This is a genomic window from Streptomyces sp. NPDC012466, assembly GCF_042955215.1.
Classification (GTDB): domain Bacteria; phylum Actinomycetota; class Actinomycetes; order Streptomycetales; family Streptomycetaceae; genus Streptomyces.
The window spans coordinates 191,728-213,547 of the sequence record NZ_JBIBEQ010000008.1; the positions used below are offsets into that span (position 1 = coordinate 191,728).

Here is a 21,820-nt window from a genome sequence, read left to right on the forward strand (position 1 = left end):
TCTACTTGCATTCCACGTGGGTCATGTGAAGCACGAGGGTTTCCGCACGGTCGTGCGGACCCTCAGGTTCGCGAAGCTCGACGGTGGGCGTTCAGCACAGGCCGGCGGGCTGGGACGACAGGCAGGAATTGCCCTGGAACGTGTTGCCCTTGCCGGGGTCGGTGTTGACCAGGTCCGCCGGGGAGTTGCCCTGCAGCAGGTTGTCGCTGATCCGGTTCCGCTCGCTGGTCGTGCCGACGAAGCTCTTGAACACGACGACGCCGCCCGACAGCGGGGACGAACCGATGTTGTCCCGGATCACGTTGCGGGTGATCAGGTTGTCCTCGGTGCCCGTCAGGACGATGCCCGATCCCTGCAGGGCGTCCAGCCGGGCGGTCTTCGGGCAGGACTTGTTGTTGCGCTCGATGCGGTTCTCGCGCACGGTCACCAGGCCTGCCTTCGGCTTGTTCTCGTCGCCGACGACGAAGACCCCCGCGCAGTTGCCGGTGAGGTGGTTGCCCGCGACGGTCAGGTTGCGCAGCCGGCGGACGGTGACGCCGATCCGGTTGCCCTCCAGCCGGTTGCGCTCCACCACCGTGCCCCCGGTGTCCGTGGCGCCCTCCTCCTCCGTCACCGTGTTGGCGAGGAAGAGGCCGGCGTCGCCGTTGTCCCGGGCGGTGTTGCCGCGGAACACACCACGGGCCGAGCGCTCCGAGGCGATGCCCCACACCCCGTTCCCGACCGCGGTGACGTTCCGCACGGTCAGCCCGTCGGCCGCGTGGGCGTGCACGCCGGTCTTGCGGAAGCCGGTCACCGTCAGGGAGGCGATGGTGACGCCGTCGACGGTGCGGTCCTTCGTGCCCGTGACGCAGATGCCGTTCCCGGCCGCGGCGCAGCTGTCGGCGGCCTGCCCGGCGCCCGATCCGCTGCGGGCGGCGCTCGTGCCCGCCTCGGGCCGGAGCACCGTGCCGTGCCCCATGCCGCGCAGGGTGAGTCCGGGCGTGGTCACGGTGACGCTTCCGCGGTGGGTGCCGTACGCCAGCAGCACGGTGTCTCCCGGCCGGGCGGCGTCCACCGCCTTCTGGATCGATTGCCCGGGTCTCACCAGATGGAGCGTGTGGGCGGCGGTCGACGGAACGGCGCCGAGGCCCGTCCCGAGCAGCGCAGCCGCGCACGACAGGTATGCGATATGGCATTTGTTCATACCGCGCAGGTTATGTCTGTAAAGGGCGTGAACCGGTGATATGGGCCATCCGGTGGCGTGGCCCTACGAGGACGTACCGGGCCGGGCCGTGTGGTCGGGGTGTCCACCGGTGCGGCGCTCTTCCTTCAGCTCGGCCTCGTACAGGTGGTCCTTTCCGCCGGCCAGTTCCTGACGTGCCTCCCTTTCCGCGGCCTTGAACGGCTCGTAGTACGTGTCGTTGTAGGCCTCGATGATCTGGAAGGTCCAGTGCCCCGGAATGGCATTTCGGCCGAGGATGTCGTGCCGGATCCGTTCCGCCCATTCGGGGTGTCCGGCCTCGTTCAGAAGGTCCACCGCGCGGTCCAGCTCGAAGTCGGCCCCGCCTGTCAGTTGGTGGAAGGCGTACAGGTGGCCTCGCGCGCGCTCGGTCGTCTCCAGAGCCTTGGACAGGGCACCCAGGGCTCGCACGGTGGTGTCGGTCATGCCGGGCGGGCGGCGGTGGGCAGCGTCGGGTCTCTCGTGGTGATCACTCATGTAGGACTGCATGCCCTGTCGGTGGCTGCTCGCATCACCCGCATTCGGGCGATGCCCTCTCCGCGCCCCCGGACACCGGCTGCCCCGTGGGTGCATCCGGCGTACGAGGTGGCCCCGAACGATGGGTGAGGGTTCGGGACGACGTCCCGTTCGAGTGCCTGCCGACGCGAGGGATACGGGAGGCGGCGCACTCCCGGGCCCCCGCGCGGCGGCGCGGAGGGCCCGGTCCGCGACGCGCCACGGCAGGCACCGTCGACGCCGGGCCGCCGTGACGCGCACGCGGCGCACCCTTGCCCGCGCGTCGCCGGGCCCGGCGTCCGCTCAGCGGCGCTGCCCGCCGAGCAGAGTGCACACCGCGTGCTCCTCGACCGCGCGGAGCTGTTCCAGGAGGGCCGGGTCGAGTGTCCTGTTCACCTGCGTGGTGAGCGAGAAGGTGAGGGAGTCGCGGCCGTCGGGGGTCGCGGCGATCAGCTGGGTGTAGCCCGGGAAGTTGCCGGTGTGGCCGAGTACGGTCCCGCAGCGGGTGTCGTAGCGGAAGATGCCGAGCCCAGCCCTGTTGCGGCCGGGGCCGGCCGGTTCGGAAGCGCCCTCGCTCCAGCGGCGCTGCTCGCGCAGAACGGCCCCCGACGTCAGCCGTCCGGCCGCGTAACCGCGGATGAAGCGCGTCATGTCCCGCGGAGTGGAGACGATCCCGCCCGAGGCCCACACGCCGGATGCGCTGAGCGCCTCACTGACGTCCTCCGGCGGTGCGGGCGGCTCGACGGCGTAACCGTGCATGTACGGTTCCGGCATCTCGTAGCCCAGGGGAAGGCTCGTGTCGCGCAGGCCGAGCGGCCGGTAGACGATCCGGCGCAGGAGTTCCTCGTACGGCCACCGGGTCGCGGCCTCCGCCATCAGCGCGACGGCGATGTTGTCGGAGTTGGAGTACCTGTAGCGCGACCCGGGGCGGAAGCGCAGCGGTTCGTCCGCGACGAAGTCCAGCAGCCGCCGGGGGTCGAAGGTGCGGCGCGGGTTTTCCTGCAGCAGTTTTAGGAAATCGGGGTCCTCGCTGTAGTCGGGCAGCCCGCTGGTGTGGTTCAGCAACTGCCGCAGAGTGACCGAGCGCCAGGCGCGTGGTAGCCGGGGCAGCGTACGGCCGAGGGTGCTGTCGAGGCCGAGCGCGCCCTCCTGCACCAGACGCAATGCCACGGCGCCGCTGAACGCCTTCGCCGTACTGGCGATCCGCATGTGGTCGGTCGGCTCGATCGGGCGGCCGGTCTCCAGGTCTGCGACACCGGCGCGCAGAACACGCGGCGCGCGGCCCCGGCGCAGTACGGCGATCACCCCTGGTGGCCCTCCGGGCGTGGCGACGAGCTCTTCGAGCTGCCGTTGCAGGGCGTCTTCACCGCTGCCGCCGGAGCCGCCGGCAACGGCGCCCGCAGACGGGGCGAGGAGCAGCCCGCCGAGGCAGGAGGCGCCGAGCAGGGCCACGAGGGACAGACGCAGGAGGCGCGGACGCGGACGGGCACCGGTACGGATACGGGCGCGCGGGCGGGGGAGGGGCATGAGTGGCATGAGGGTCCCGGGAGGGTCGCAGGGCAGGAGCTCCCTCAGCATCGGCCGGGACCACGCTCACGCGCTCGGCGAGCTTGCTCTGTCCGGCCGCGCGACCGCTCTCGTCGGGCAGGTCCGGCAGATCCCTGAAGCGCTCACCGATGCGGGGTCCTCCCGGCGCTCAGAAGGCATAACGCACGCGCAGCCACGGCGCGTGGCGGTCGATCAGGGTGCGCAGGGTCTGCACCGCCTCACCCTTGACCGTGTTGCGGTAGCGGAGGTTCAGGGCACCGTTCTCGGAGCGCTTGGCCTGCTGGAGTTCCGGCCGCCACAGCACCTCCTCGGCGCGGGGGTGCCAGCCGAGGTTGACCTCGTGCAGCTCCCGGTTGTGGGTGAGCATGATCACCTCGGCGGCGGCCTGCCGCTTCACCCGTTGGGGCAGGACGTCGTCGAGGTGGACGAGCAGCTCGGCCCAGGCCTCTTGCCAGCCGGGGCGGACGACCACGGGGGAGAGGTTGAAGTGGACCTCGTACCCCGCGTCCAGGAAGTCCGCCGCGGCGCCGATACGCTCCGCGACGGGCGAGGTGCGCACATCGAGCAGCCGGGCGTCGTCCGGCGGCATGAGCGAGAAGCGGATGCGGGTGCGGCCCCGCGGGTCGAGGGACAGCAGGTCGGGATTGACGAACTTGGTGGCGAAGGACGCCTTGGCCGTGGGCCACTGCCGGAACGCGTGCACAAGATCCGCGGTGTTGTCGCAGATCAGCGCGTCCACCGAGCAGTCGCCGTTCTCCCCGATGTCGTACACCCACGCCTTCGCGTCGCACTGGTTCGGCTCGGGCTTGCGGCCCTGCCGTGCCACGTGCCGGGCGAGCCGGGCGATGATCCGGTCGATGTTGGTGAAGACGGTGACGGGGTTGGCGTACCCCTTGCGCCGGGGCACATAGCAGTAGGCGCAGGCCATGGCGCAGCCGTTGGAGGTGCCGGGAGCGATCCAGTCCGCCGACCGGCCGTTGGGGCGTGTGGTGAGGGTCTTCTTCTCACCCAGGACCAGCGTCTCCCCCTTGATGCGCACCCAGCGCTCGATGTTCCCCTCGTTGCCGTGCAGCCCGGGGACGCGCCAGTGGGACTCCACCATCGTCACCCGCGCGTCGGGGAACCGGGCCCTCACCTGCCTCCCCCGCGGGGACGCGGCAGCGGCGGGCTCGGCGTAGATCTCACGCACGGGCAGCAGACGGCGGGCCGTGGCGGAGGTGCGGAAGGACGGCCGCTGGTCGGTCACGGCGGGTCCAGGGGCGAGGGCGTCGAGCCCGAACAGTGCGCCGGAGTCGTCGTCCGGGCTGCCGGACGGGTGGTGCATGAGTGCTCTTCCGTATGGATCGGTGCGAGGGGTGAGGGGATTCCCGTCACTCAACTGTACGAGGGGGGCGTGACTGAGGGCTGGGAACAGGAGGGCGCGTGGGTTCCGCGCCCGAGGGAACCCGTCGCTGCGACAGACCCATGACGAGAGCGGGGTGACCGCAGATGTCGAATCCACAGCAGCCGGAACAGCGACGCAGCAACAAGGGCGGCGCGACACCGCAGGAGAGCGCCGACCTCAAGGCCGGGCAGGACCGGACCGAAGGCGGCCAGGCCCATGGCCAGGACAAGGGCAACAAGGGCGGTGGCGAAGGCGGAGGCGTGCCGCCGGACCAGCGTCCGGAGCACCCTTGATGACAGGGCATGGAGCCGTTCGGATCAGCGCCGAGTCCGGCTGACCGGCCTCAGCCGCTCTGCTGCGGCCCCACCGACCGAAGGGCCGCCAGGGGTGTCCTGGCGGCCCTTCGGCGTAGGTGCTGCTCGCTGTGCGGGACGGAGAAGGCACCGTGGCCGGCGAAGGGGACGCGCACGTACTCGGTGTGGGTGCCGCGCAGTCCGCCCATGGTGTGCGAGCGGCCGAAGAGGCCGCCGGTGTCGGCGCGGAACAGGACCTGACCGATGCCCGGGTTGGTGTGCGTGCCGTCGCACAGGGACCGCAGGTCGTGGGTGCAGTACCGGCAGCGGCCGCAGCCGATGAACGAGCCCGGTGCGCCGGGTTCGAGGACCTCGCCCACCTCCAGCATGGCTTTGGCGTCACACAGGGCGCGGCGCGGGTCCTGACCTGCGGCACAGTGTTCTCCGGTGAACCGTCGTCGACATCCTCCAGGAGGTTGCCGTATGCCGGGTGAGCAGCGCTCCGGCGACCGTCATGCCGTGGCCATGACGCACGGCTCCACCGGGCCGCACCCCGGTAGGGACTGCGTTTCCGGCCGGTGCCGGCGGGCACTCGCCGCGCCATGAATCAGAGTCGTCCACCGATCGCTGACAGCTCACTCGCTCTCCTGGCCAAGGGATACGCATGGCTGCCCGACCGGAGGCGCCGCACCGACGCCCCACTCGTGCGCACTCGGCTCATGGGACGGCAGGCGGTCGTCCTGCACGGCCCTGAGGCGGTGCGGTTCTTCTACGACGAGCGGCATGTGGAGCGCCGGACAGCGCTGCCCGGGCCGGTGCTGAGCACGCTGTTCGGGCACGGAGCCGTGCACACCCTGGACGGGCGGGACCACAGCGTGCGCAAGGAGATGTTCCTGTCCCTCCTGACCGGGGCGGAGGCGGTCGCCGGTCTGGTGGACCGCGTCGCGGCGGAGTGGGACGAGGCGGTGGAGTCGTGGTGCGGCCGTCGGGTCGTGCTGTTCGACGAGACGAGCCGCGTGCTCACCAGGGGCGTGTGCCAGTGGGCCGGAGTCGTCGTCGAGGACGCCGGCCCGCTGGCCCGGGACCTGGTCGCCATGGTCGACGGTTTCGCCACGCCCGGGCCGCGCCACTGGCGGGCCCGCCGGGCCCGGGCCCGCTGCGAAGCCTGGCTGGGACGTCTGGTCGAGGACGTACGGGCGGGCGCCGTCGCGGCGCCGGCCGGGTCGGTACTGGAAGGGATCGTCCGGCACCGGGACGCCGACGGCAGGCTCCTCGACCCGCACACGGCCGCGGTCGAACTGCTCAACGTCATCCGCCCGACCGTCGCCGTGTGCTGGTTCGTCACCTACGCCGGTCACGCGCTGCGCCGCAGGCCGGACCTTCGGGAACGCCTGCTCGGCGACGACCCCGCCTACGCCGTGGCATTCGCCCACGAGCTGCGGCGCTTCTACCCCTTCGCACCCTTCGTCGGCGGCCGGGCCGTCACCGACCTCGACTGGCAGGGCGAACCGATCCGGTCCGGCACGCTGGTTCTGCTCGACCTCTACGGGCAGAACCACGACCCCGGCCTCTGGAGCGATCCGTACGCCTTCGAACCGCAGCGCTTCCTGGCGCGGCCGCCCGAGGGCGATGAACTGATTCCGCAGGGAGGCGGCGACCGCGGCACCGGTCACCGCTGTCCCGGTGAGGACGTCACGATCGCGCTGTTGCGGGCCCTCGGGCCACGGCTGGCCCGCCTGGAGTACGACGTGCCCGAACAGGACTTGCGTATCCCGCTGAACCGCATGCCGGCCCGCGTCCGCAGCGGCTTCGTCATGGACTCCGTCCGGGTGCCGGTGCCCGCGCACGGGGCTGTGCGGGCGGCATCATGAGGACGAACCGGCCCTGGCCCTGGCGGCAGCCCTGGCCGAACGGCCCGGCCCCTACGGCCGCGGGCGGGGGGATTCGCGTGGCGCGAGGCGGCTGAGACGGGGCAGACGCACGGCGCGGGCACCGTGTGGAGCAGCCCTCCGGCTCGGGCCTCGACCCGCTCACGCCCAGCACGTGCCCCCGTCGGGCCCGTCCGCGGCGCCCGCGCCCGCGCGGCTCCCTTCAGGCCCCCGCCCGCTCTCGCTCAGCCGTGCCTCGCAGATCCGGACCCGTGCCCATCAGGGCCCGGGGCGCACCAGCAGGGTGCACGGCCGGGCGATTCGTCCCCGTGGAAGTCCTCCGCGCGCTTCAATATCTGTGTCCGCCGGGTCAGAATTTGACGAACCGGGCGGGCAGCTTTATTGCGGCATTGATCCGGCGGCGATCTTTACATGTACTCGGGCCGTTTCGGCGTGCTACTGTCGTTGTCAGTTGCAGTTGTGGTTCCCGAATTTCACATGCTCCTGACCGGCCTTCGGGCCGCTGGAAGCGCATTTGTTTTCCGGTCTTTTTCCGGGCGGGGTCATCATCGCGGCGACACGGTGTCCGTACAGTGCGGGCACCGATGCACTGCCCCAAAGGAGATTGACATGGCTACTGGTACCGTGAAGTGGTTCAACGCGGAAAAGGGCTTCGGCTTCATCGAGCAGGAGGGTGGCGGCGCTGACGTGTTCGCCCACTACTCGAACATCGCCGCCCAGGGCTTCCGCGAGCTGCTGGAGGGCCAGAAGGTGAACTTCGACATCACGCAGGGCCAGAAGGGTCCGCAGGCCGAGAACATCGTTCCCGCCTGACGCTGACTGTCGCGTACGTGCAGCTGGGGCCCGCATCCTTCGGGGTGCGGGCCCCAGCTGCGTGCTTTTCACCGCGCTCCCTTACCGGTCACCCCGGAATCGGAGACACGCCGTTACCGAGGACCACTCGGTTTCGATTACGCAGTTCGGTCATTCTTGCGTTTCTCCGTGCTCATCGCTGCGGAAATTCCTTGACTGCGCCGCATCGAGGAAGGTTCCGCATGAACCGCACACGCACGAATGACCGCTTCACCCATACCCGTGGCGAAGGTGCCACCCCCGGGAAAAGCAGCGGACGCTTCGCCACCGCAGCTCCGAGCCGCCGCCCGGTCCGCGCCGGTGCCCCTGGCCGCCGTCCCGCCCCGGCGCAGGGCGAGTTCGCCCTCCCCACGACGATCACCCCGGGGATGCCCGCCGCGGCGAACTTCGCCGATCTCGACATGCCCACGGAGTTGCTGGCCGAGCTCGGCCGGCAGGGCGTGACCGTGCCGTTCCCGATCCAGGGTGCGACCCTTCCGAACTCCCTCGCCGGACGCGACGTCCTCGGCCGGGGGCGTACCGGTTCCGGCAAGACCCTCGCGTTCGGGCTGGCCCTGCTCGCCCGCACGGCTCGGCGGCGTGCCGAGCCCCGGCAGCCGCTGGGGCTGGTCCTCGTGCCGACACGAGAACTGGCGCAGCAGGTCACCGACGCGCTCACGCCGTACGCCCGAGCGCTGAAGCTACGTCTGGCCACGGTCGTGGGCGGCGTGTCGATCGGCCGCCAGGCGAGCGCGCTGCGCGGCGGTGTCGAGGTCGTCGTCGCCACCCCGGGACGTCTCAAGGACCTCATCGAGCGCGGTGACTGCCGACTGGACCAGGTCAGCGCCACCGTGCTCGACGAGGCGGACCAGATGGCCGACATGGGCTTCATGCCCCAGGTCACCGCCCTCCTCGACCAGGTGCGCCCGGAAGGGCAGCGCATGTTGTTCTCCGCCACGCTCGACCGCAACGTCGACCTGCTGGTGCGCCGTTACCTGAGCGACCCGGTCGTACACTCCGTCGATCCGTCCGCCGGCGCGGTCACGACGATGGAGCACCACGTGCTCCACGTCCACGGCGCCGACAAGCACGCGGCCAGCACCGAGATCGCCGCACGCGACGGCCGGGTGCTCATGTTCCTCGACACCAAGCACGCCGTCGACCGCCTCACCGAACACCTTCTGGCCAGTGGGGTGCGGGCCGCCGCCCTGCACGGCGGGAAGTCGCAGCCGCAGCGCACCCGCACGCTGACGCAGTTCAAGAGCGGACACGTCAGCGTGTTGGTCGCCACGAACGTCGCCGCACGCGGCATCCATGTCGACCACCTCGACCTCGTCGTCAACGTCGATCCCCCGACCGACCACAAGGACTACCTCCACCGCGGTGGCCGCACGGCCCGCGCCGGTGAGTCCGGCCGTGTCGTCACCCTCGTCATTCCGCATCAGCGCCGCGCCATGGCCCGCCTCATGGCCACCGCCGGCATCGTCCCGCAGATCACCCAGGTCCGCGCCGGCGATGAAGCCCTGCACCGCATCACCGGCTCCCGGACGCCCTCCGGCGTCCCCGTCGTCATCGCCGCACCGGTCGTCGAACGCCCCAAGCGCCGCGCCGCCACCCGCGGTCGGCGCAGCCCCGCCTCCGCAGCACGGCGTGCGTCCGCACAGCGGTCCACCGGGGTCGCGGCAGCGTAGAACCGTCCAGATCAGGAAGCCGACGCCCCCAGGAGGCACCTCTTGACGCCGACCCGAACGCAGCACCACGCGATCAACGCCGATCTGCCGCACAGGACGGTGGCCGACGCCATGGAGGCGGCCGGCCCGCAGGTCTGGGACGACATGACCGTGGAGGTGGCGCTGTCCGTCATGGCAGCCGCCCGCTCGGGTCACCTCGTCGTCTGTGACGAGGACGGCCAGTGCACCGGCATGGTCACCCATGCCCGGCTGACCGCCGTCTGCGACGGCCTCGGATACAGCGACCGGGTTCGCCTGCGCGACATCGTCGGGGACGACGAGTCCTTCGCGACGCCGCTGACCACCATCGCCGACGCCGAGCGCACGATGCGCCACCGGCGGCTCGGGGCCCTGCCCGTGGTCGACGAACACGGCAACGCCCTGGGCGTGCTCGCCCTCTCACACTGACCCGCCTGACCCGCCTGACCCGCCTGACCCGCGGCCGGCTCCGGCCCCTCTCCCTTCCCTCCTTCTCCCTGTGAGGCATCATGCGCTGCGTCATCGCCCGTTTTCCGTTCGACCTGACCAAGAACGGCGTGCTGGAAACGATGAAGGGCGTCAAGCCCGAGCCGATCGTCGGCGCCTCCGTCATCGTCGGGCGGCGGCACTACCCCGCCAAGCAGGTCGGCCAGGTGATCACTCGCCAGGACCCCCGCGACTTCAGCGCGGGCGAGGTGCTGCGGGCCATGACGCAACTCGGCTTCACCTGCCGCACCCTTCCCAAGGCCGCACCCGCGAGGATCGTCGATCCGCTCCAGCGGGCTTCCGCGATGCTCGGCGGCTCCGAGCCGGCCTGACACCACGCCTGTGGCCCCCGTCGTCGTTCATCAGGTGAACCGACATGCCGCCGAACGGGGAAACTCCTTCGCCGGCTCTGACGCAGGAGAGGGTCGTCCATGACACGGCGGGTGATCCGTCCGGTGGGAGGTCCCCGTCTTCTGCCTGTCGTCCCCATAGCGTGGGCGGCAGCCATCGAAGGGAGGCCGCCATGTCGGACGAGCCGACGCGCCCGCTGGGTACGGAGATGCGGGAGGTCACGTTCCCGGACCAGTCCCGCGGGATCATCCTGGTGAAGGCGGGAACGCCGCAGGACGAGGCCGATGTCATGGCCGCGCTCGTGTGGGCCGAGCTGCCGAAGGGCTAGAGACGACGGTGGCGCCTTACCCGTCGGACGGGTAAGGCGCCACCGCTCGCGGCGGTGGCTCTTGGTCCGCCGGGGTCGACCGGGTCGCTCACATCAGCCGGCCCGCCGGGTGCCCGCCGGGATCGTCGGCCAGCACGATGGTGGCTTTCACACGTTTGCCGACCGGCTCGCGGCGGATCTCGAAGCTGCGGCACACGGCCATCACGATCTCCAGGCCGTGTTTGCCGACCCGGTGCGGATCGGCCTCCTGGGGCACCGGCAGGGCGGGATCACTGTCCCAGACGCTGATTTCCACGGCGCCGTCGCAGATCTCCAGATCGAGCAGGCACGGGCCGGGGGCGTACTTGTGCGCGTTGGTCACCAGTTCGCTGACCACCAGCTGCGCCATGCCCATCGCACGTTCCGAGACAGGGATCCCGTGAACGGCCTGCACCTCGGTCATGAAACGGCGGGCCGCATCCCGTGCTTCACCGATCCGCTCGCCGCTCTCCAGTGCGATCGAGGACCGGAGAAGACTGCCCAACGGCTGATCCTCGTTTTCGCGCACCACTGACCCCATACCGCCACCCTCGTCCTGAGCAACCCGGCTAAGGCGTTCAACTACCCCCGAAACCCGGCCACACACAACTGACAGATCCCGGTTGTCCCTGCGGGACACGTGCGGGCCGTCAGCCAAGGTCCGGAAGGGCTCATGGTGTCGTCGTGGTGCACGTAGGCTCGCGATGCGCGCGGTCGACCGGGGCGCGCCGGGCCGGTGCCCGAAGGGGTGACGAAGGAGCGTTCCGCTGTGACGCATGCGCACGAGGAGGTCCTGGCCAGGATCGCCAAGGGGCTCGTCTACACCGAGTCGGAAGCGGCCTTCCAGGCCCCTCGGCGGCGCACCGAGCAGATCTTCGAGTACAACCACACCCCACCGAGCGAAGTGGAGAGGCGTCGGTCGCTGCTCGTGGCCATCTTCGGCTCGGTCGGTGAACGCACCGTGCTGCTGCCGCCGTTCCACGCCGGGTTCGGCAGCAACGTCCATATCGGTGATGACTTCTTCGGGAACGTGAACCTCACGTTCGTCGACGACGTGGACATCCGCATAGGCAACGGTGTCATGATCGCGCCCAGCGTCACGCTGACCACGACAGGGCACCCGGTGCATCCCTCGCGACGCACTGACTTCGGGCGGTTCTCGGAACCGATCGTGATCGAGGACAAGGTGTGGATCGGCAGCAATGTGGTGGTGCTGCCCGGCGTCCGTATCGGCTACGGATCCGTCATCGGCGCCGGGAGTGTCGTCAGCCGCGACATCCCCCCGATGACGGTCGCGGTCGGAACTCCCTGCCGGGTGGTCCGCCCCATCACGGACGAGGACCTCACCGCACGGACAGCCGGGCGAGAGGGGGAGCCCGAAGGGGAGTAGCCGGTGTGGACGACCGCATTCCCCGGTCGGTTACACGGCCGGATCGGCAGGCTTCTCGGGCTCGGCGGGGCGGGCGGCGACCCGTATCCGAGGCGCGACGATACGCACCGCCCGCACCAGCGGGTGAAGAGGATGCGCGGCATGGACGCAAGGCGACCCATGTACCAGTGTCGTGACTGCGGAAGGATCGTCGACGATCGCCCGTAGCGCTCAGAGGCAGGCCGTGATCTTCATGTCTGATTCCAGCGTGGTCGGTGGGCCAGGCGCAGCGCCTGGTTCAGGTAACGCCCTCTGCGGGCATCTTGGCGGCCTGCCTATCAGGGCAACGGGACGAAGTCCCCGGCCGCGGCAGGGTTCAATGGCACGATGATGCGTAGAGGAGTGTCATCCGCTGCCATTGTCGCCGTTGTTGTCGCTGTCGTGTTCGCGGCACTCACGTCGTGCTCCGCCGGTTCTTCTGACGGAACGTCCTCTCAGGGCCGTCCCAGCGGGGCCGGATCCGGGGCATCGGCGTCCGATCCCGCGGAGCCTGCCACACCGTCGCCCTCGCCGACCGGGCCGTGCGCCGACGGAACGTGCGAGATCAAGGTCGCCGTGGGGGACGTCGTGACCGTGCCGGAAAGGTACGGGCTCGGGCCGATCGAGGTGACGGCGATCGGCGGTGGCGAGGTCGAGATGGTCGCGCAGCTCACGGGGTCGGGATTCAGCGTTTCCGGCTGTTCCGGCGGGGGCGGCACGTCGTCGGAGGGGGGAGGCGGTGTTCGGCTCAGCTGCGGCGAGGGGCCCGCCGCGACCATCAACGACGCCATGAGCCTGAAGGTCGCCGACATTCTCGGCAAGGCCGCCGTTCTCCGCATCGAACCCGTCGGGTGACGGCTCAGAAGGACGGGGCGTCGTTCGGTCCGGGTGGGCCCGGGCTTCCGCATGCTTCGGGTCATGGCCGCTCGTACTGCGGGCGTCCGGTGGTGCGGTAGGTCTGGATCGGATCCCCTTCGGGGTGGACTGCAAGTTCGCGCCGGTGTCTGGGGTATGACCGGATCGGGATGACGCTCTCATCGGTCGTGCGCGCATCCGTCCCGCAGGAGTGGCGGGCGACGGCGCACTCGATCCGCTAAGAAGGCCGTGGTCGGCGAGGCCTCGGTTCGTGAGCTGCGTGGCGCGGAGGGTGTGCAGGGCGGCCAGGGCGGCGCGGGGCCACGACCGGTCCCCTGCTCCGGTCGCGGCCCCGCGAGTGGGTTGCCCGGGTCGGTCACGAGCCGCAGCAGCCGCCTGCCGGGGCGTCCTCGGCAGGCACCCCGACCGCGCCGGGGCCCACGAGCCGGAGGGACTGCGGTGCCGGGGCGCAGCAGCCGCCGCTGTCGGCCTGAGCGGTGTCGGGGGCGTCGAAGAGCCCGGCGCCGCCGCATACTCCGGTCTCCGGGAGGGTGAGTTCCACGCGGTCGGCCGCGTCGAGGTCGCCGGCGATCGCGGCGGCGACGGAGCGGACCCGCTCGTAGCCGCGGGCAGGGCGTAGCGCTTCTCGTAATCGGTGAGGTAGTCCACCACGTGCCCGGCGTCCGGGTCCGTCTCGCCTCTCCGGGCGGGCATGAGCCGGCCTGGCAGGGAGGAGTGCTCCGCCGGGGAGAAGAGGTGCAGCGAGTCCCACAAGTGCTGCCAGGACCCGCCCGGCGACGCGGCGGCGTCCAGGATGACGAAGGATAGGCCTCGGCGGCGCAGGTGGTAACCGGCGGCGAGCCCTGCCTGGCCGCCGCCGGTCACCACCACGCCCGAGTGCCGCGTCACGGGACCGTGGTCACGGAGGTGGCGACGAAGTTCCTGCGCCAGGCCAGCGCCACGTACACCAGCCCGATGAGGACCGGGACTTCGATGAGCGGGCCGACGACTCCGGACAGGGCCTGGCCGGAGGTGACGCCGAAGGTGGCGATGGCGACCGCGATGGCCAGCTCGAAGTTGTTGCCCGCCGCGGTGAACGCCAGCGTCGCCGTGCGGTCGTAGGCGAGACCCAGGCTCTTGCCGAGGAGGAAGCTGCCGAAGAACATGATCGCGAAGTAGACCAGCAGCGGCAGCGCGATCCGGGCGACGTCCAGCGGCTGCGAGGTGATGGTCCTGCCCTGCAGGGCGAAGAGGATGACGATCGTGAACAACAGCCCGTACAGCGCCCACGGGCCGACCTTGGGCAGGAACTTCGCCTCGTAGGCGGTGCGGCCCATCTTCTGTTCGCCGATGCGGCGGGTGAGGAAGCCGGCGAGCAGCGGGATGCCGAGGAAGACGATGACGTTCAGGGCGATGTGCCAGACGGACACGTCCAGCCCCTGGCCGTCGCCGAGGTTCATCCAACGGGGCAGCAGGTCGAGGTAGAACCAGCCCAGCAGGCCGAACGCGAGGACCTGGAAGACCGAGTTCAGCGCGACGAGCACGGCGGCGGCCTCGCGGTCGCCGCACGCGAGGTCGTTCCAGATGATGACCATGGCGATGCAGCGGGCCAGTCCGACGATGATCAGGCCGGTGCGGTACTCGGGCAGGTCGGGCAGGAAGATCCACGCCAGGGCGAACATGACCGCCGGGCCGACGATCCAGTTGATGACCAGCGAGGCGGCCATCAGCTTCGTGTCGCCGGTCACGCGGTCGAGCCGGTCGTAGCGGACCTTGGCCAGGACCGGGTACATCATGACCAGCAGGCCGAGCGCGATCGGCAGGGAGATCCCGCCGATCTCGATCTTCGCCAGCGCGTCGTTCATCCCCGGGACGAGCCGGCCCAGGCCCAGGCCGACGGCCATGGCGAGCAGGATCCACACCGCGAGGTAGCGGTCGAGGGTGGAGAGCTTCTTGACGATCGAGCCGTCCCCGGCCGGGCCGGCGCCTTCGGCGGAGGTGGTGGTGGGCTCGGCGGAGGTCACGGGCAGGCCCTCTTCTTCTCGGCAGCGGTAAGGGCGGAGGCGGCCAGCTCGGCGAACTGCTCGGACAGGCCGGCCAGGATCTCGGGCTTGAGCCTGTAATAGGTGAAGCGGCCGCACGGCTCGGTCTCCACGAGCCCGGCCTCGCGCAGCACCTTCATGTGGTTGGACAGATTCGTCTGCTTGGCTCCCGTCTCCTCGACCAGGTGCGTCGTGCAGAGCGTCTCGCGCGCCAGCAGGGTCACGATCTGCAGGCGGAGCGGATCACCCAGCACCCGGATCACATCAGCGTCGACTGAAGTCAGCATGCGCTGATACTGTCACATCACCATCCGCTGATATCAGCGGGGGCTGAAGTCAGCGGCGGCTGGGTTCCGTCCTGCGACGAGAGAGAACGATCATCATGGCCGACAAGCCGTCCGTCCTGTTCGTCTGCGTCCACAACGCCGGACGCTCCCAGATGGCCGCCGCGTGGCTGACCCACCTGGCAGGGGACCGCGTCGAGGTCCGTTCGGCCGGCTCCGACCCGGGCAGTGTCGTCAACCCGGCCGCTGTCGAGGCCATGGCAGAGGTCGGCATCGACATCTCCGGGCGGACGCCGAAGGTCCTCACCGTGGACGCGGTGAAGGAGTCGGACGTCTGCATCACCATGGGCTGCGGTGACACCTGCCCCGTCTTCCCCGGCAAGCGCTACCTGGACTGGAAGCTCGAGGACCCGGCCGGCCAGGGAGTCGAGGCCGTCCGGCCGATCCGCGACGAGATCAGGACCCTCGTCGAGGGCCTGATCGCCGAGATCGCCCCGGAGCGGACGGCATGAGCGAGACGCGTGACGCCGTCACCATCGGTCCCGGCCCCGCCCGTTGCTCCGCCGCCTCCGCACGGCCCGCACGCGGCTGAGCCGCCCGGACGGGGCGCGACGGCCGAACCTGCGCGCCGTGTCACGAGGAAGCCGCCCACGAGCGAGGATCTCGGCGTCTGAGTGAGTCGTCCACCGCCGACTCCGCTCACCGGTAAGGCGATGAACATGCCTGCCGTTGTGCTGGGAACGCGGTGCGGGAACGAACGGCGTGTCCGCTCCGGCGCGGCCCGCCGTGGACGAACCGGCGAAAGGGTAGCCGTGCAGCCCGTAGAAGGAACAGTCCGCACCCCAGGTCGTCTCCGAACCGGCCCCGCCCTACGACTCCGACAAGCAGCAGCGGCCCGGCCTCGAAGCCGACATGCGCACGTCGCCGCACTACCGGGCGAGTCGGTACCGGGCCTGCGGAAAGCTGGAGGGCAAAGCCGCGTTGATCACCGGTGGCGACTCGGGGATCGGCAGGGCCGTGGCGCTGCTGTACGCGGGAGGGCGCCGACGTGGCCGTCGTGTACCTGCCCGAGGAGCAGGTGGACGCGGAGCGGGTGCGCAGTGAGGTGGAGGATCAGGGGCGGCGTTGTCTGCTGCTGCCCGGCGATCTCACCGATCCGGAGTTCTGCCGTACGGCGGTCGAGCGGACGGTGGCTGAGCTCGGTGGGCTGAACATCCTGGTGAGCAACGCCGCGTACCTCAACAGCAAGCTGGAACTGGAGCAGTTGACCGCGGAGGACTTCGACCTGACGTTCAAGACGAACGTCTACGCGTACTTCCACCTGCTCATGGCGGCCCTGCCTCACCTGGACCCCGGCGACGCGGTCATCGCCACCGCGACCGAGGAAGCCCTCAAGGGCAGTACCACGATGATCGATTACGCGGCGTCCAAGGCCGCCTTGATCACCCTCAACAAGTCCGTCGCCGTGCACCTCGCCAAGCGGGGTGTACGTGCCAACGTGGTCGCGCCCGGCCCGACTTGGACCCCGCTGAACGAGGCGGACCCGCACATGCCGCCGGACGGGCTCGCCCGGATCGGCAGCGAGGCCCCGCTCGAACGCGCGGCCCAGCCGGAGGAGATCGCGCCGACGTACGTCTACCTCGCCTCGGACGCCGACTCCAGCTACACGGTCGGTGAGGTCATCGCGGTGACCGGCGGCATCGTCGACACACGGTAGGTGCCGGCTCGGGGGCCGAGGACCCGCGAGGTGGTCCCCCTCGGGAGGGAGGCCGCCGCCGACCGATGCGCGGGCCGGCCTCGCTCGTGCCCGGCCTCCGGGGGCCGGTCCCTGCCACCGTTCCGGCGTGGACGACCCGGGCGGGGTCGGCCGGCAGGACGAGGCCGACCCCGCCCGGAGACGGCTTCAGCACTGTGCTCTTCGCAGGGCGGTGTTGAGGGCCTGTTGAACATCGTCGGGCATGCGTTCGCTGCTGGCCCAGTCGACGATGTGGTCGGCGATCGTGCGGAGTTTGATGTTGGTGTGCTGGGAGATCTCCTTGAGGACATTGAAGCCCTGCGGGGGCCGCAGTCCGCCGAGAGCGATGACGACGCCGATCGCCTGATCGATCACGGCGTGTGAGGTGATGGCCGCCTGCAGGTGGTCGTTGTCCCGTTCCAAGATCTCGATCTTGGTCGCGGGATCGTCCGGCTTCGCAGGCTGGCGCACTTCAGCCGTCTCGGTGTGGCTGTTGTGCGGGCGATCCATCGTTCTCACGCTCCCGTCGGTCGGCATGTGACTGCGGCTGCGGCGCCAGGGGCCCGGTGAAGGCGGCGCCGCCTCTATCGCTTACCCCCAGACCTGCACATCGTGCTGGTCTTGTGGAGGGCAGCCGCCGAGCGCGACGACGGTCCGGCAGGGCTGCCTCCCGAGGCGAGTGGGGGAGTAGCCTCGTTGGCAAGCGGAGGTAGGTTCCCGGGAGCCCATCAGCGCCAGGCTCCCTCGGTTCGACCCACGAGCCGAGGGAGCTGCCCCCGGCCCGTGCAGCCGGTCGGGCGAGGTGGGCTGCTCGTCCTGGGCGTTTTCACACCACCGTGTCGACGCCTCGGGGCGGTGACGTGACCACCGGAGCCGCCGACGCGGCAGGGCCTCACTGCCATGCGCTCATGAACCGTCGGGTCCGCTTCCGTATCACCCAGCTCGTGTTGTTCCCCTGCCTGGCCGGTGCCGTCCTGGCGGCGTCGGGCCGGTACACGGCCCGCTCGGCGGAAACGGGACGCGGCGGCCTCAGTTTCCCGTGCCGAGGCCTTCTCCGACCAGCCCGCGTACGGCCTCCATCGCCTCGGCCCGGTCCGCCGGTACCAGCCCGATGCGCGTGCGCCGGTCGAGCAGGTCGGCCTCGTCCAGGGCGCCCTCGTGCCGGAGTGCCCACAGCACTTCGGCGCCGGTGACGGGATGGCCCGGGACGACGGGCTCGCCCAGTCGCGGTTCCCGCACGGCCAGGGCGTGCACCGCCGGTGCCTCGGTGCCGTAGCGCTGGACGAGGCGGCGAGGAGCGCGCAGCGCCGCGAGGGTCCGGGGGGCCGCGGCGCCGACCAAGGGGAGCGTGGCGGTGGGGGAGGGGCCGGCGGCCAGGCCGTGTGCGTCGATCGCGGCGTTCACGGCGTCCTCGGCCATGCGGCGGTACGTGGTGAGTTTGCCGCCGACCACGCTGACCACGCCGTCGGGTGAGGTCAGTACCGCGTGCCGGCGGGAGATGTCGGCCGTGCGGGAAGCGCCGGGTGTTGCCGTGCCGGTGGTGTCCAGCAGGGGGCGCAGGCCGGCGAACGCGCCGACGATGTCGCTGCGGCGGACGGGGACGTCGAGTACGGAACCGAGAACGTCGAGCAGGAAGCCGATGTCGGTCTCGGGTGCCTCGGGGACGTCGGGGACGGCCCCGTCGAGGGGTTCGTCGGTGAGTCCGACGTAGACGCGGCCGTCGTCCTGCGGCAGGACGAGGACGAAGCGGTTGGTCTCGCCGGGGATGGGGATGTGCAGGCCGGCGGGGAGCGGGCCGATGTGCTCCGAGCGCAGGACGAGGTGGGTGCCGCGGGAGGGCCGGATCCGGATGCCGTCCACGAGCTCGCCGGCCCACACGCCCGATGCGTTGATCACCGTGCGGGCTCGGATCTCGCCTTCCTCGCCGGTGAGTTCGTCGCGTATGCGGGCGCCGCTCGTGGTGAGTTCCAGGGCACGGGCGCGGGTCAGGACGCGGGCGCCGTGTGCGGCGGCGGTGCGGGCGAGGGCGGTCACCAGGCGGGCGTCGTCGGTGACTTTTCCGTCCCAGGACAGCAGGCCGCCGCGCAGCCCGTCGGGGCGCAGTGCCGGGGCCAGGTGCCGGGTCTCGACCGGGGAGAGCCGGCGAGGGGCGGGCAGTGTGGCGCGAGCCGTGCGGGCCGACAGCCGCAGGGCGTCGCCGGCCCGGAAGCCGGCCCAGGCCAGCGCGGCTTGGCCGCGCGAGACGAGACCGGTCAGGGGCAGGACGAACGGCTGGGCGCGCACCAGGTGGGGGGCCGTACGCTCCATCAGCACACCGCGTTCGACGGCGCTCTCGTGGGCGACGTCGAACTGCGCCGAGGCCAGGTAACGCAGCCCTCCGTGGATGAGCTTGGAACTCCAGCGGGAGGTGCCGAAGGCCAGGTCGTGGGCGTCCACGGCGACGACGTCGAGTCCGCGGGCGGCGGCGTCCAGGGCCGCTCCGGCGCCTGTGGCGCCGAGGCCGACGACCAGCACATCCACTACACGGCCGTCGGTCGCCTCGGACAGTTCGCGGGCGCGCCGGGCTGCGGACAGGGACGCCCCGGGGGCCGGGACGGCGGTCTGGCTCATGGGGTGAGGGTCCTCTCCAGGACGGTGCGCAGTTCGGCCAGGAACGCCTCGGTGGTGAGCTCTTCGTCGTCCTCGTCGGTCATGGTGCGCAGGGACAGGGCGAAGGACTGGAGGATCAGCAGCACGGTCCGGGCCTGGCGTTCGGCGTGGGCTTCCCGCACCGAGCCGTCCGCGTGCCCCTCGCGCAGGGCCGCCGCGAGCAGTTCCAGCAGGGCTTCCTGGCTGGCGCCGCGCCGGTCCAGTACGTAGGGCAGGAGGAGTTCGGGGTCCACGTCGACGATCTTCTGGAAGAGCGGGTGGGCGCGGAACGCCTTCACCCCCGCGACCAGGCCGTCGATGAGCGGCGGGCGCGTGCCCACCTCGGGCCGGCTCTCGGGCATGGCTCCGGTCGCTGCGGCGATCCACTCGCGGGTCATCAGATCACCGACGAGGGAGCGGACGTCGGGCCAGCGGCGGTAGAGCGTCATACGGGAGACGCCCGCGCGGCGGGCCACGTCGGTCATGGTCGTCCGGCGCACCCCGACCGCGAGGACGCAGTCGCGGACGGCGTCGAGCACCACGTCGCTGTCGGAGGTCTTCTGCTGAGCCGGGCTGTTGTGACGATTAGGCGTCATGTGTAACAGTGTAACGGCTAGAGCCGCTCCAGCGGCAACCCCCGACGACCGGCGAGGACGACAGGCATGGACATGCTGTGGAACGGCTGGGGTGACCCGGCCAGGGCGACGCCGCTGCCCGACACCGTGACAGGGCTGCTGCGCGACTGGCTCGGCGTCAAGCCGCGGCCCACGGCATCAGCGCGGCTGGAGGACATCAAGGTCTCCACGCCCGCCCTGGAGGGCGCCGCCCTCCACGCGCTGCGCGCCGCACTCGGCGATCGGGCGGAGGACGTCCGCACCGACACCGAGAGCCGCGTCCGGCACACCCGCGGCAAGTCCACCCCGGACCTGTTGCGCATCCGCGCCGGCGACACCGCCGACGCACCCGCGGCGGTCGTCCTTCCGCAGAGCCACGACGAGGTGCTCGCCGTGCTCCGCGTCTGTGCCGAACACCGCCTCGCCCTCGTCCCGTTCGGCGGCGGAACGTCCGTCGTGGGAGGACTCGCACCCACCGGCCGGACGCCCGTGGCCGCCCTGGACCTGCGGCACCTGAACCGCCTGCTCGACCTCGACCCCGTCTCCCGGACCGCCACCCTGCAGGCCGGTCTGCGCGCACCCGAGGCCGAGGCGCTCCTGGCCGAACACGGTTTCACCCTCGGCCACTTCCCCCAGTCCTACGAGTGGGCGACCATCGGCGGCTTCGCCGCGACCCGCTCCAGCGGACAGGCCTCGGCCGGCTACGGCCGCTTCGACGAGATGGTCCTCGGCCTCACCCTCGCCACGCCCGAAGGCACCCTCGACACAGGCCGTGCACCCCGCTCGGCCGCCGGCCCCGACCTGCGACAGCTGCTGCTCGGTTCGGAGGGCGCCTTCGGCGTCATCACCTCCGTCACCGTCCGCGTCCGGCCCGTCCCGCAGACCCGCCGCTACGAAGGGTGGCGCTTCGCCTCGTTCGACGCGGGCGCCGCCGCTCTGCGCCGGCTCGCCCAGGACGGCCCGCGCCCCACCGTCCTCAGGCTGTCCGACGAGACCGAGACGCTGATCGGCCTGGCCCAGCCCGACGCCATCGGCTCCGGCGTCGAGCAGCGGAGCGCGGGATGCCTCGCCGTGGTCGGCTTCGAGGGAACCGAGGAGGACACCGCGCGGCGCCGGGCAGCGGCCGCCGCCGTACTCACCGACTGCGACGGCGAGTTCGCGGGCGACGAACCGGGCCGGCGCTGGGCGCACGGCCGCTATGCGGCACCGTACCTGCGGGACTCGCTCCTCGAGGCGGGCGCGTTCGCCGAGACATTGGAGACCGCCGCCTACTGGTCGCGGCTGCCCGGCCTGTACGCGGCCGTCCGCGACGCACTGACCGCCACGCTCACCGAGAACGGCACCCCGCCGCTGGTCATGTGCCACATCTCACACGTCTACGAGAACGGTGCCTCGCTGTACTTCACCGTCGTCTCGGCGCAGGGCGAGGACCCGGTGGCGCACTGGACGCGCGCCAAGCACGCCGCGAACGAGGCGATCCTCGCGGCAGGCGGCACGATCACCCACCACCACGCGGTCGGCACCGATCACCGCGACTGGTACGTACGGGAGGCCACCGACCTGGGTGTCGCGGCGCTGCGGGCCGTCAAACGACGCCTGGACCCGGACGGTCTGCTGAACCCCGGCGTCCTGCTGCCGACCGACTGACCACAGCCCCACCGCCACGCCCCCCCCCGCTTGAGCGCGCACCACCCCATCAGACG

Annotated in this window: 23 protein-coding genes and 2 pseudogenes; 12 read left to right on the forward strand and 13 right to left on the reverse strand. The window is 71.2% G+C overall.

Going from position 1 to position 21,820, the window contains the following annotated elements; genetic code table 11:
* Positions 1–91 precede the first annotated feature (91 nt).
* The 4 genes from ACFY9E_RS28455 to ACFY9E_RS28470 form a co-directional block, all read right to left on the reverse strand.
* Complete coding sequence (locus tag ACFY9E_RS28455; protein WP_390988698.1) at positions 92–1,183, reverse strand: right-handed parallel beta-helix repeat-containing protein; 1,092 nt, start codon at positions 1,181–1,183, stop codon at positions 92–94.
* A gap of 63 nt (positions 1,184–1,246) precedes the next feature.
* The gene (locus ACFY9E_RS28460; protein ID WP_390988699.1) at positions 1,247–1,696 is read right to left on the reverse strand and encodes a hypothetical protein; all 450 of its coding nucleotides are present in this window, start codon (positions 1,694–1,696) and stop codon (positions 1,247–1,249) included.
* A 321-nt stretch (positions 1,697–2,017) separates the two neighbouring features.
* The gene (locus tag ACFY9E_RS28465) at positions 2,018–3,250 is read right to left on the reverse strand and encodes a serine hydrolase (protein WP_390988701.1); all 1,233 of its coding nucleotides are present in this window, start codon (positions 3,248–3,250) and stop codon (positions 2,018–2,020) included.
* Positions 3,251–3,410: 160 nt separating this feature from the next.
* Positions 3,411–4,586 (reverse strand): spore photoproduct lyase family protein, encoded by a 1,176-nt coding sequence (locus ACFY9E_RS28470; protein ID WP_390988703.1) that lies wholly within the window; start codon positions 4,584–4,586, stop codon positions 3,411–3,413.
* A gap of 164 nt (positions 4,587–4,750) precedes the next feature.
* Between ACFY9E_RS28470 and ACFY9E_RS28475 the strand changes: the two genes are divergently transcribed.
* A complete protein-coding gene (locus ACFY9E_RS28475; RefSeq protein WP_390988704.1) occupies positions 4,751–4,939 on the forward strand; it encodes a hypothetical protein in 189 nt (62 codons plus the stop codon).
* Between the two features lie 50 nt (positions 4,940–4,989).
* Here the strand turns inward: ACFY9E_RS28475 and ACFY9E_RS28480 are convergent, their stop codons facing one another.
* Positions 4,990–5,328, reverse strand: coding sequence for a hypothetical protein (locus ACFY9E_RS28480; protein ID WP_390988706.1), 339 nt, complete (start codon positions 5,326–5,328; stop codon positions 4,990–4,992).
* Positions 5,329–5,541: 213 nt separating this feature from the next.
* Between ACFY9E_RS28480 and ACFY9E_RS28485 the strand changes: the two genes are divergently transcribed.
* The 6 genes from ACFY9E_RS28485 to ACFY9E_RS28510 all read left to right on the forward strand — a co-directional run bounded on the left by ACFY9E_RS28485 (position 5,542) and on the right by ACFY9E_RS28510 (position 10,533).
* Positions 5,542–6,810 (forward strand): cytochrome P450, encoded by a 1,269-nt coding sequence (locus ACFY9E_RS28485; RefSeq protein WP_390988708.1) that lies wholly within the window; start codon positions 5,542–5,544, stop codon positions 6,808–6,810.
* A gap of 627 nt (positions 6,811–7,437) precedes the next feature.
* Positions 7,438–7,641 (forward strand): cold-shock protein, encoded by a 204-nt coding sequence (locus ACFY9E_RS28490; protein WP_283974026.1) that lies wholly within the window; start codon positions 7,438–7,440, stop codon positions 7,639–7,641.
* A gap of 221 nt (positions 7,642–7,862) precedes the next feature.
* On the forward strand, positions 7,863–9,350 hold the full coding sequence (locus ACFY9E_RS28495; protein ID WP_390988710.1) for a DEAD/DEAH box helicase: 1,488 nt from the start codon (positions 7,863–7,865) through the stop codon (positions 9,348–9,350).
* Positions 9,351–9,392: 42 nt separating this feature from the next.
* A complete protein-coding gene (locus ACFY9E_RS28500) occupies positions 9,393–9,797 on the forward strand; it encodes a CBS domain-containing protein (protein WP_390988712.1) in 405 nt (134 codons plus the stop codon).
* 80 nt (positions 9,798–9,877) lie between these two features.
* Positions 9,878–10,186, forward strand: a complete 309-nt coding sequence (locus ACFY9E_RS28505; RefSeq protein WP_390988713.1) for an SCO5918 family protein — start codon at positions 9,878–9,880, stop codon at positions 10,184–10,186.
* Positions 10,187–10,377: 191 nt separating this feature from the next.
* Complete coding sequence (locus tag ACFY9E_RS28510) at positions 10,378–10,533, forward strand: hypothetical protein (protein ID WP_390988715.1); 156 nt, start codon at positions 10,378–10,380, stop codon at positions 10,531–10,533.
* A gap of 88 nt (positions 10,534–10,621) precedes the next feature.
* On the opposite strand, the gene ACFY9E_RS28515 is transcribed toward ACFY9E_RS28510, so the two are convergent.
* The gene (locus ACFY9E_RS28515; RefSeq protein ID WP_390988717.1) at positions 10,622–11,080 is read right to left on the reverse strand and encodes an ATP-binding protein; all 459 of its coding nucleotides are present in this window, start codon (positions 11,078–11,080) and stop codon (positions 10,622–10,624) included.
* 240 nt (positions 11,081–11,320) lie between these two features.
* Between ACFY9E_RS28515 and ACFY9E_RS28520 the strand changes: the two genes are divergently transcribed.
* Entirely contained in the window at positions 11,321–11,941 is a 621-nt protein-coding gene (locus ACFY9E_RS28520; protein ID WP_390988719.1) for a DapH/DapD/GlmU-related protein, read from the forward strand.
* Positions 11,942–12,547: 606 nt separating this feature from the next.
* A complete protein-coding gene (locus tag ACFY9E_RS28525) occupies positions 12,548–12,814 on the forward strand; it encodes a hypothetical protein (protein WP_390988721.1) in 267 nt (88 codons plus the stop codon).
* Between the two features lie 376 nt (positions 12,815–13,190).
* Here ACFY9E_RS28525 and ACFY9E_RS28530 read toward each other — a convergent pair.
* From ACFY9E_RS28530 to ACFY9E_RS28545, 4 genes and pseudogenes are all read right to left on the reverse strand, one after another.
* A pseudogene (locus tag ACFY9E_RS28530) lies at positions 13,191–13,439 on the reverse strand (flavoprotein); the annotation flags it as partial.
* Positions 13,440–13,441: 2 nt separating this feature from the next.
* A pseudogene (locus ACFY9E_RS28535) lies at positions 13,442–13,723 on the reverse strand (NAD(P)-binding protein); the annotation flags it as partial.
* On the reverse strand, positions 13,720–14,838 hold the full coding sequence (gene arsB, locus ACFY9E_RS28540; RefSeq protein WP_390988722.1) for an ACR3 family arsenite efflux transporter: 1,119 nt from the start codon (positions 14,836–14,838) through the stop codon (positions 13,720–13,722). The pseudogene ACFY9E_RS28535 and the gene arsB, both read right to left, overlap by 4 nt.
* On the reverse strand, positions 14,835–15,143 hold the full coding sequence (locus ACFY9E_RS28545; RefSeq protein ID WP_390988724.1) for a metalloregulator ArsR/SmtB family transcription factor: 309 nt from the start codon (positions 15,141–15,143) through the stop codon (positions 14,835–14,837). Before ACFY9E_RS28545 ends, arsB begins: the two co-directional genes overlap by 4 nt.
* Positions 15,144–15,238: 95 nt before the next feature.
* Here ACFY9E_RS28545 and ACFY9E_RS28550 point away from each other — a divergent pair, with 95 nt between their 5' ends.
* Complete coding sequence (locus ACFY9E_RS28550; RefSeq protein WP_390988725.1) at positions 15,239–15,652, forward strand: arsenate reductase ArsC; 414 nt, start codon at positions 15,239–15,241, stop codon at positions 15,650–15,652.
* Positions 15,653–16,188: 536 nt separating this feature from the next.
* A complete protein-coding gene (locus ACFY9E_RS28555) occupies positions 16,189–16,857 on the forward strand; it encodes an SDR family oxidoreductase (protein WP_390988726.1) in 669 nt (222 codons plus the stop codon).
* 186 nt (positions 16,858–17,043) lie between these two features.
* Here the strand turns inward: ACFY9E_RS28555 and ACFY9E_RS28560 are convergent, their stop codons facing one another.
* The 3 genes from ACFY9E_RS28560 to ACFY9E_RS28570 form a co-directional block, all read right to left on the reverse strand.
* Positions 17,044–17,385, reverse strand: a complete 342-nt coding sequence (locus ACFY9E_RS28560) for an ANTAR domain-containing protein (RefSeq protein ID WP_390988728.1) — start codon at positions 17,383–17,385, stop codon at positions 17,044–17,046.
* Between the two features lie 519 nt (positions 17,386–17,904).
* Positions 17,905–19,485 carry an FAD-dependent oxidoreductase gene (locus ACFY9E_RS28565; protein ID WP_390988729.1) on the reverse strand — a complete coding sequence of 527 codons (1,581 nt, stop codon included), beginning with the start codon at positions 19,483–19,485 and terminating at the stop codon, positions 17,905–17,907.
* The gene (locus ACFY9E_RS28570) at positions 19,482–20,099 is read right to left on the reverse strand and encodes a TetR family transcriptional regulator (RefSeq protein WP_390988731.1); all 618 of its coding nucleotides are present in this window, start codon (positions 20,097–20,099) and stop codon (positions 19,482–19,484) included. The genes ACFY9E_RS28565 and ACFY9E_RS28570 overlap by 4 nt, the downstream gene beginning before the upstream one ends.
* 66 nt (positions 20,100–20,165) lie before the next feature.
* Between ACFY9E_RS28570 and ACFY9E_RS28575 the strand changes: the two genes are divergently transcribed.
* Positions 20,166–21,764 (forward strand): FAD-linked oxidase C-terminal domain-containing protein, encoded by a 1,599-nt coding sequence (locus ACFY9E_RS28575; RefSeq protein ID WP_390988733.1) that lies wholly within the window; start codon positions 20,166–20,168, stop codon positions 21,762–21,764.
* The last annotated feature ends 56 nt before the right edge of the window (positions 21,765–21,820 follow it).

What these genes read in the sequence shown, in the direction of transcription:
- ACFY9E_RS28455 (WP_390988698.1), bottom strand. Translation starts at nt 1,183, where the DNA reads ATGAACAAATGCCATATCGCATACCTGTCGTGCGCGGCTGCGCTGCTC.
- ACFY9E_RS28460 (WP_390988699.1), bottom strand. Translation starts at nt 1,696, where the DNA reads ATGAGTGATCACCACGAGAGACCCGACGCTGCCCACCGCCGCCCGCCC.
- ACFY9E_RS28465 (WP_390988701.1), bottom strand. Translation starts at nt 3,250, where the DNA reads ATGCCACTCATGCCCCTCCCCCGCCCGCGCGCCCGTATCCGTACCGGT.
- ACFY9E_RS28470 (WP_390988703.1), bottom strand. Translation starts at nt 4,586, where the DNA reads ATGCACCACCCGTCCGGCAGCCCGGACGACGACTCCGGCGCACTGTTC.
- ACFY9E_RS28475 (WP_390988704.1), top strand. Translation starts at nt 4,751, where the DNA reads ATGTCGAATCCACAGCAGCCGGAACAGCGACGCAGCAACAAGGGCGGC.
- ACFY9E_RS28480 (WP_390988706.1), bottom strand. Translation starts at nt 5,328, where the DNA reads ATGCTGGAGGTGGGCGAGGTCCTCGAACCCGGCGCACCGGGCTCGTTC.
- ACFY9E_RS28485 (WP_390988708.1), top strand. Translation starts at nt 5,542, where the DNA reads ATGAATCAGAGTCGTCCACCGATCGCTGACAGCTCACTCGCTCTCCTG.
- ACFY9E_RS28490 (WP_283974026.1), top strand. Translation starts at nt 7,438, where the DNA reads ATGGCTACTGGTACCGTGAAGTGGTTCAACGCGGAAAAGGGCTTCGGC.
- ACFY9E_RS28495 (WP_390988710.1), top strand. Translation starts at nt 7,863, where the DNA reads ATGAACCGCACACGCACGAATGACCGCTTCACCCATACCCGTGGCGAA.
- ACFY9E_RS28505 (WP_390988713.1), top strand. Translation starts at nt 9,878, where the DNA reads ATGCGCTGCGTCATCGCCCGTTTTCCGTTCGACCTGACCAAGAACGGC.
- ACFY9E_RS28510 (WP_390988715.1), top strand. Translation starts at nt 10,378, where the DNA reads ATGTCGGACGAGCCGACGCGCCCGCTGGGTACGGAGATGCGGGAGGTC.
- ACFY9E_RS28545 (WP_390988724.1), bottom strand. Translation starts at nt 15,143, where the DNA reads ATGCTGACTTCAGTCGACGCTGATGTGATCCGGGTGCTGGGTGATCCG.
- ACFY9E_RS28550 (WP_390988725.1), top strand. Translation starts at nt 15,239, where the DNA reads ATGGCCGACAAGCCGTCCGTCCTGTTCGTCTGCGTCCACAACGCCGGA.
- ACFY9E_RS28560 (WP_390988728.1), bottom strand. Translation starts at nt 17,385, where the DNA reads ATGGATCGCCCGCACAACAGCCACACCGAGACGGCTGAAGTGCGCCAG.
- ACFY9E_RS28565 (WP_390988729.1), bottom strand. Translation starts at nt 19,485, where the DNA reads ATGAGCCAGACCGCCGTCCCGGCCCCCGGGGCGTCCCTGTCCGCAGCC.
- ACFY9E_RS28570 (WP_390988731.1), bottom strand. Translation starts at nt 20,099, where the DNA reads ATGACGCCTAATCGTCACAACAGCCCGGCTCAGCAGAAGACCTCCGAC.
- ACFY9E_RS28575 (WP_390988733.1), top strand. Translation starts at nt 20,166, where the DNA reads ATGGACATGCTGTGGAACGGCTGGGGTGACCCGGCCAGGGCGACGCCG.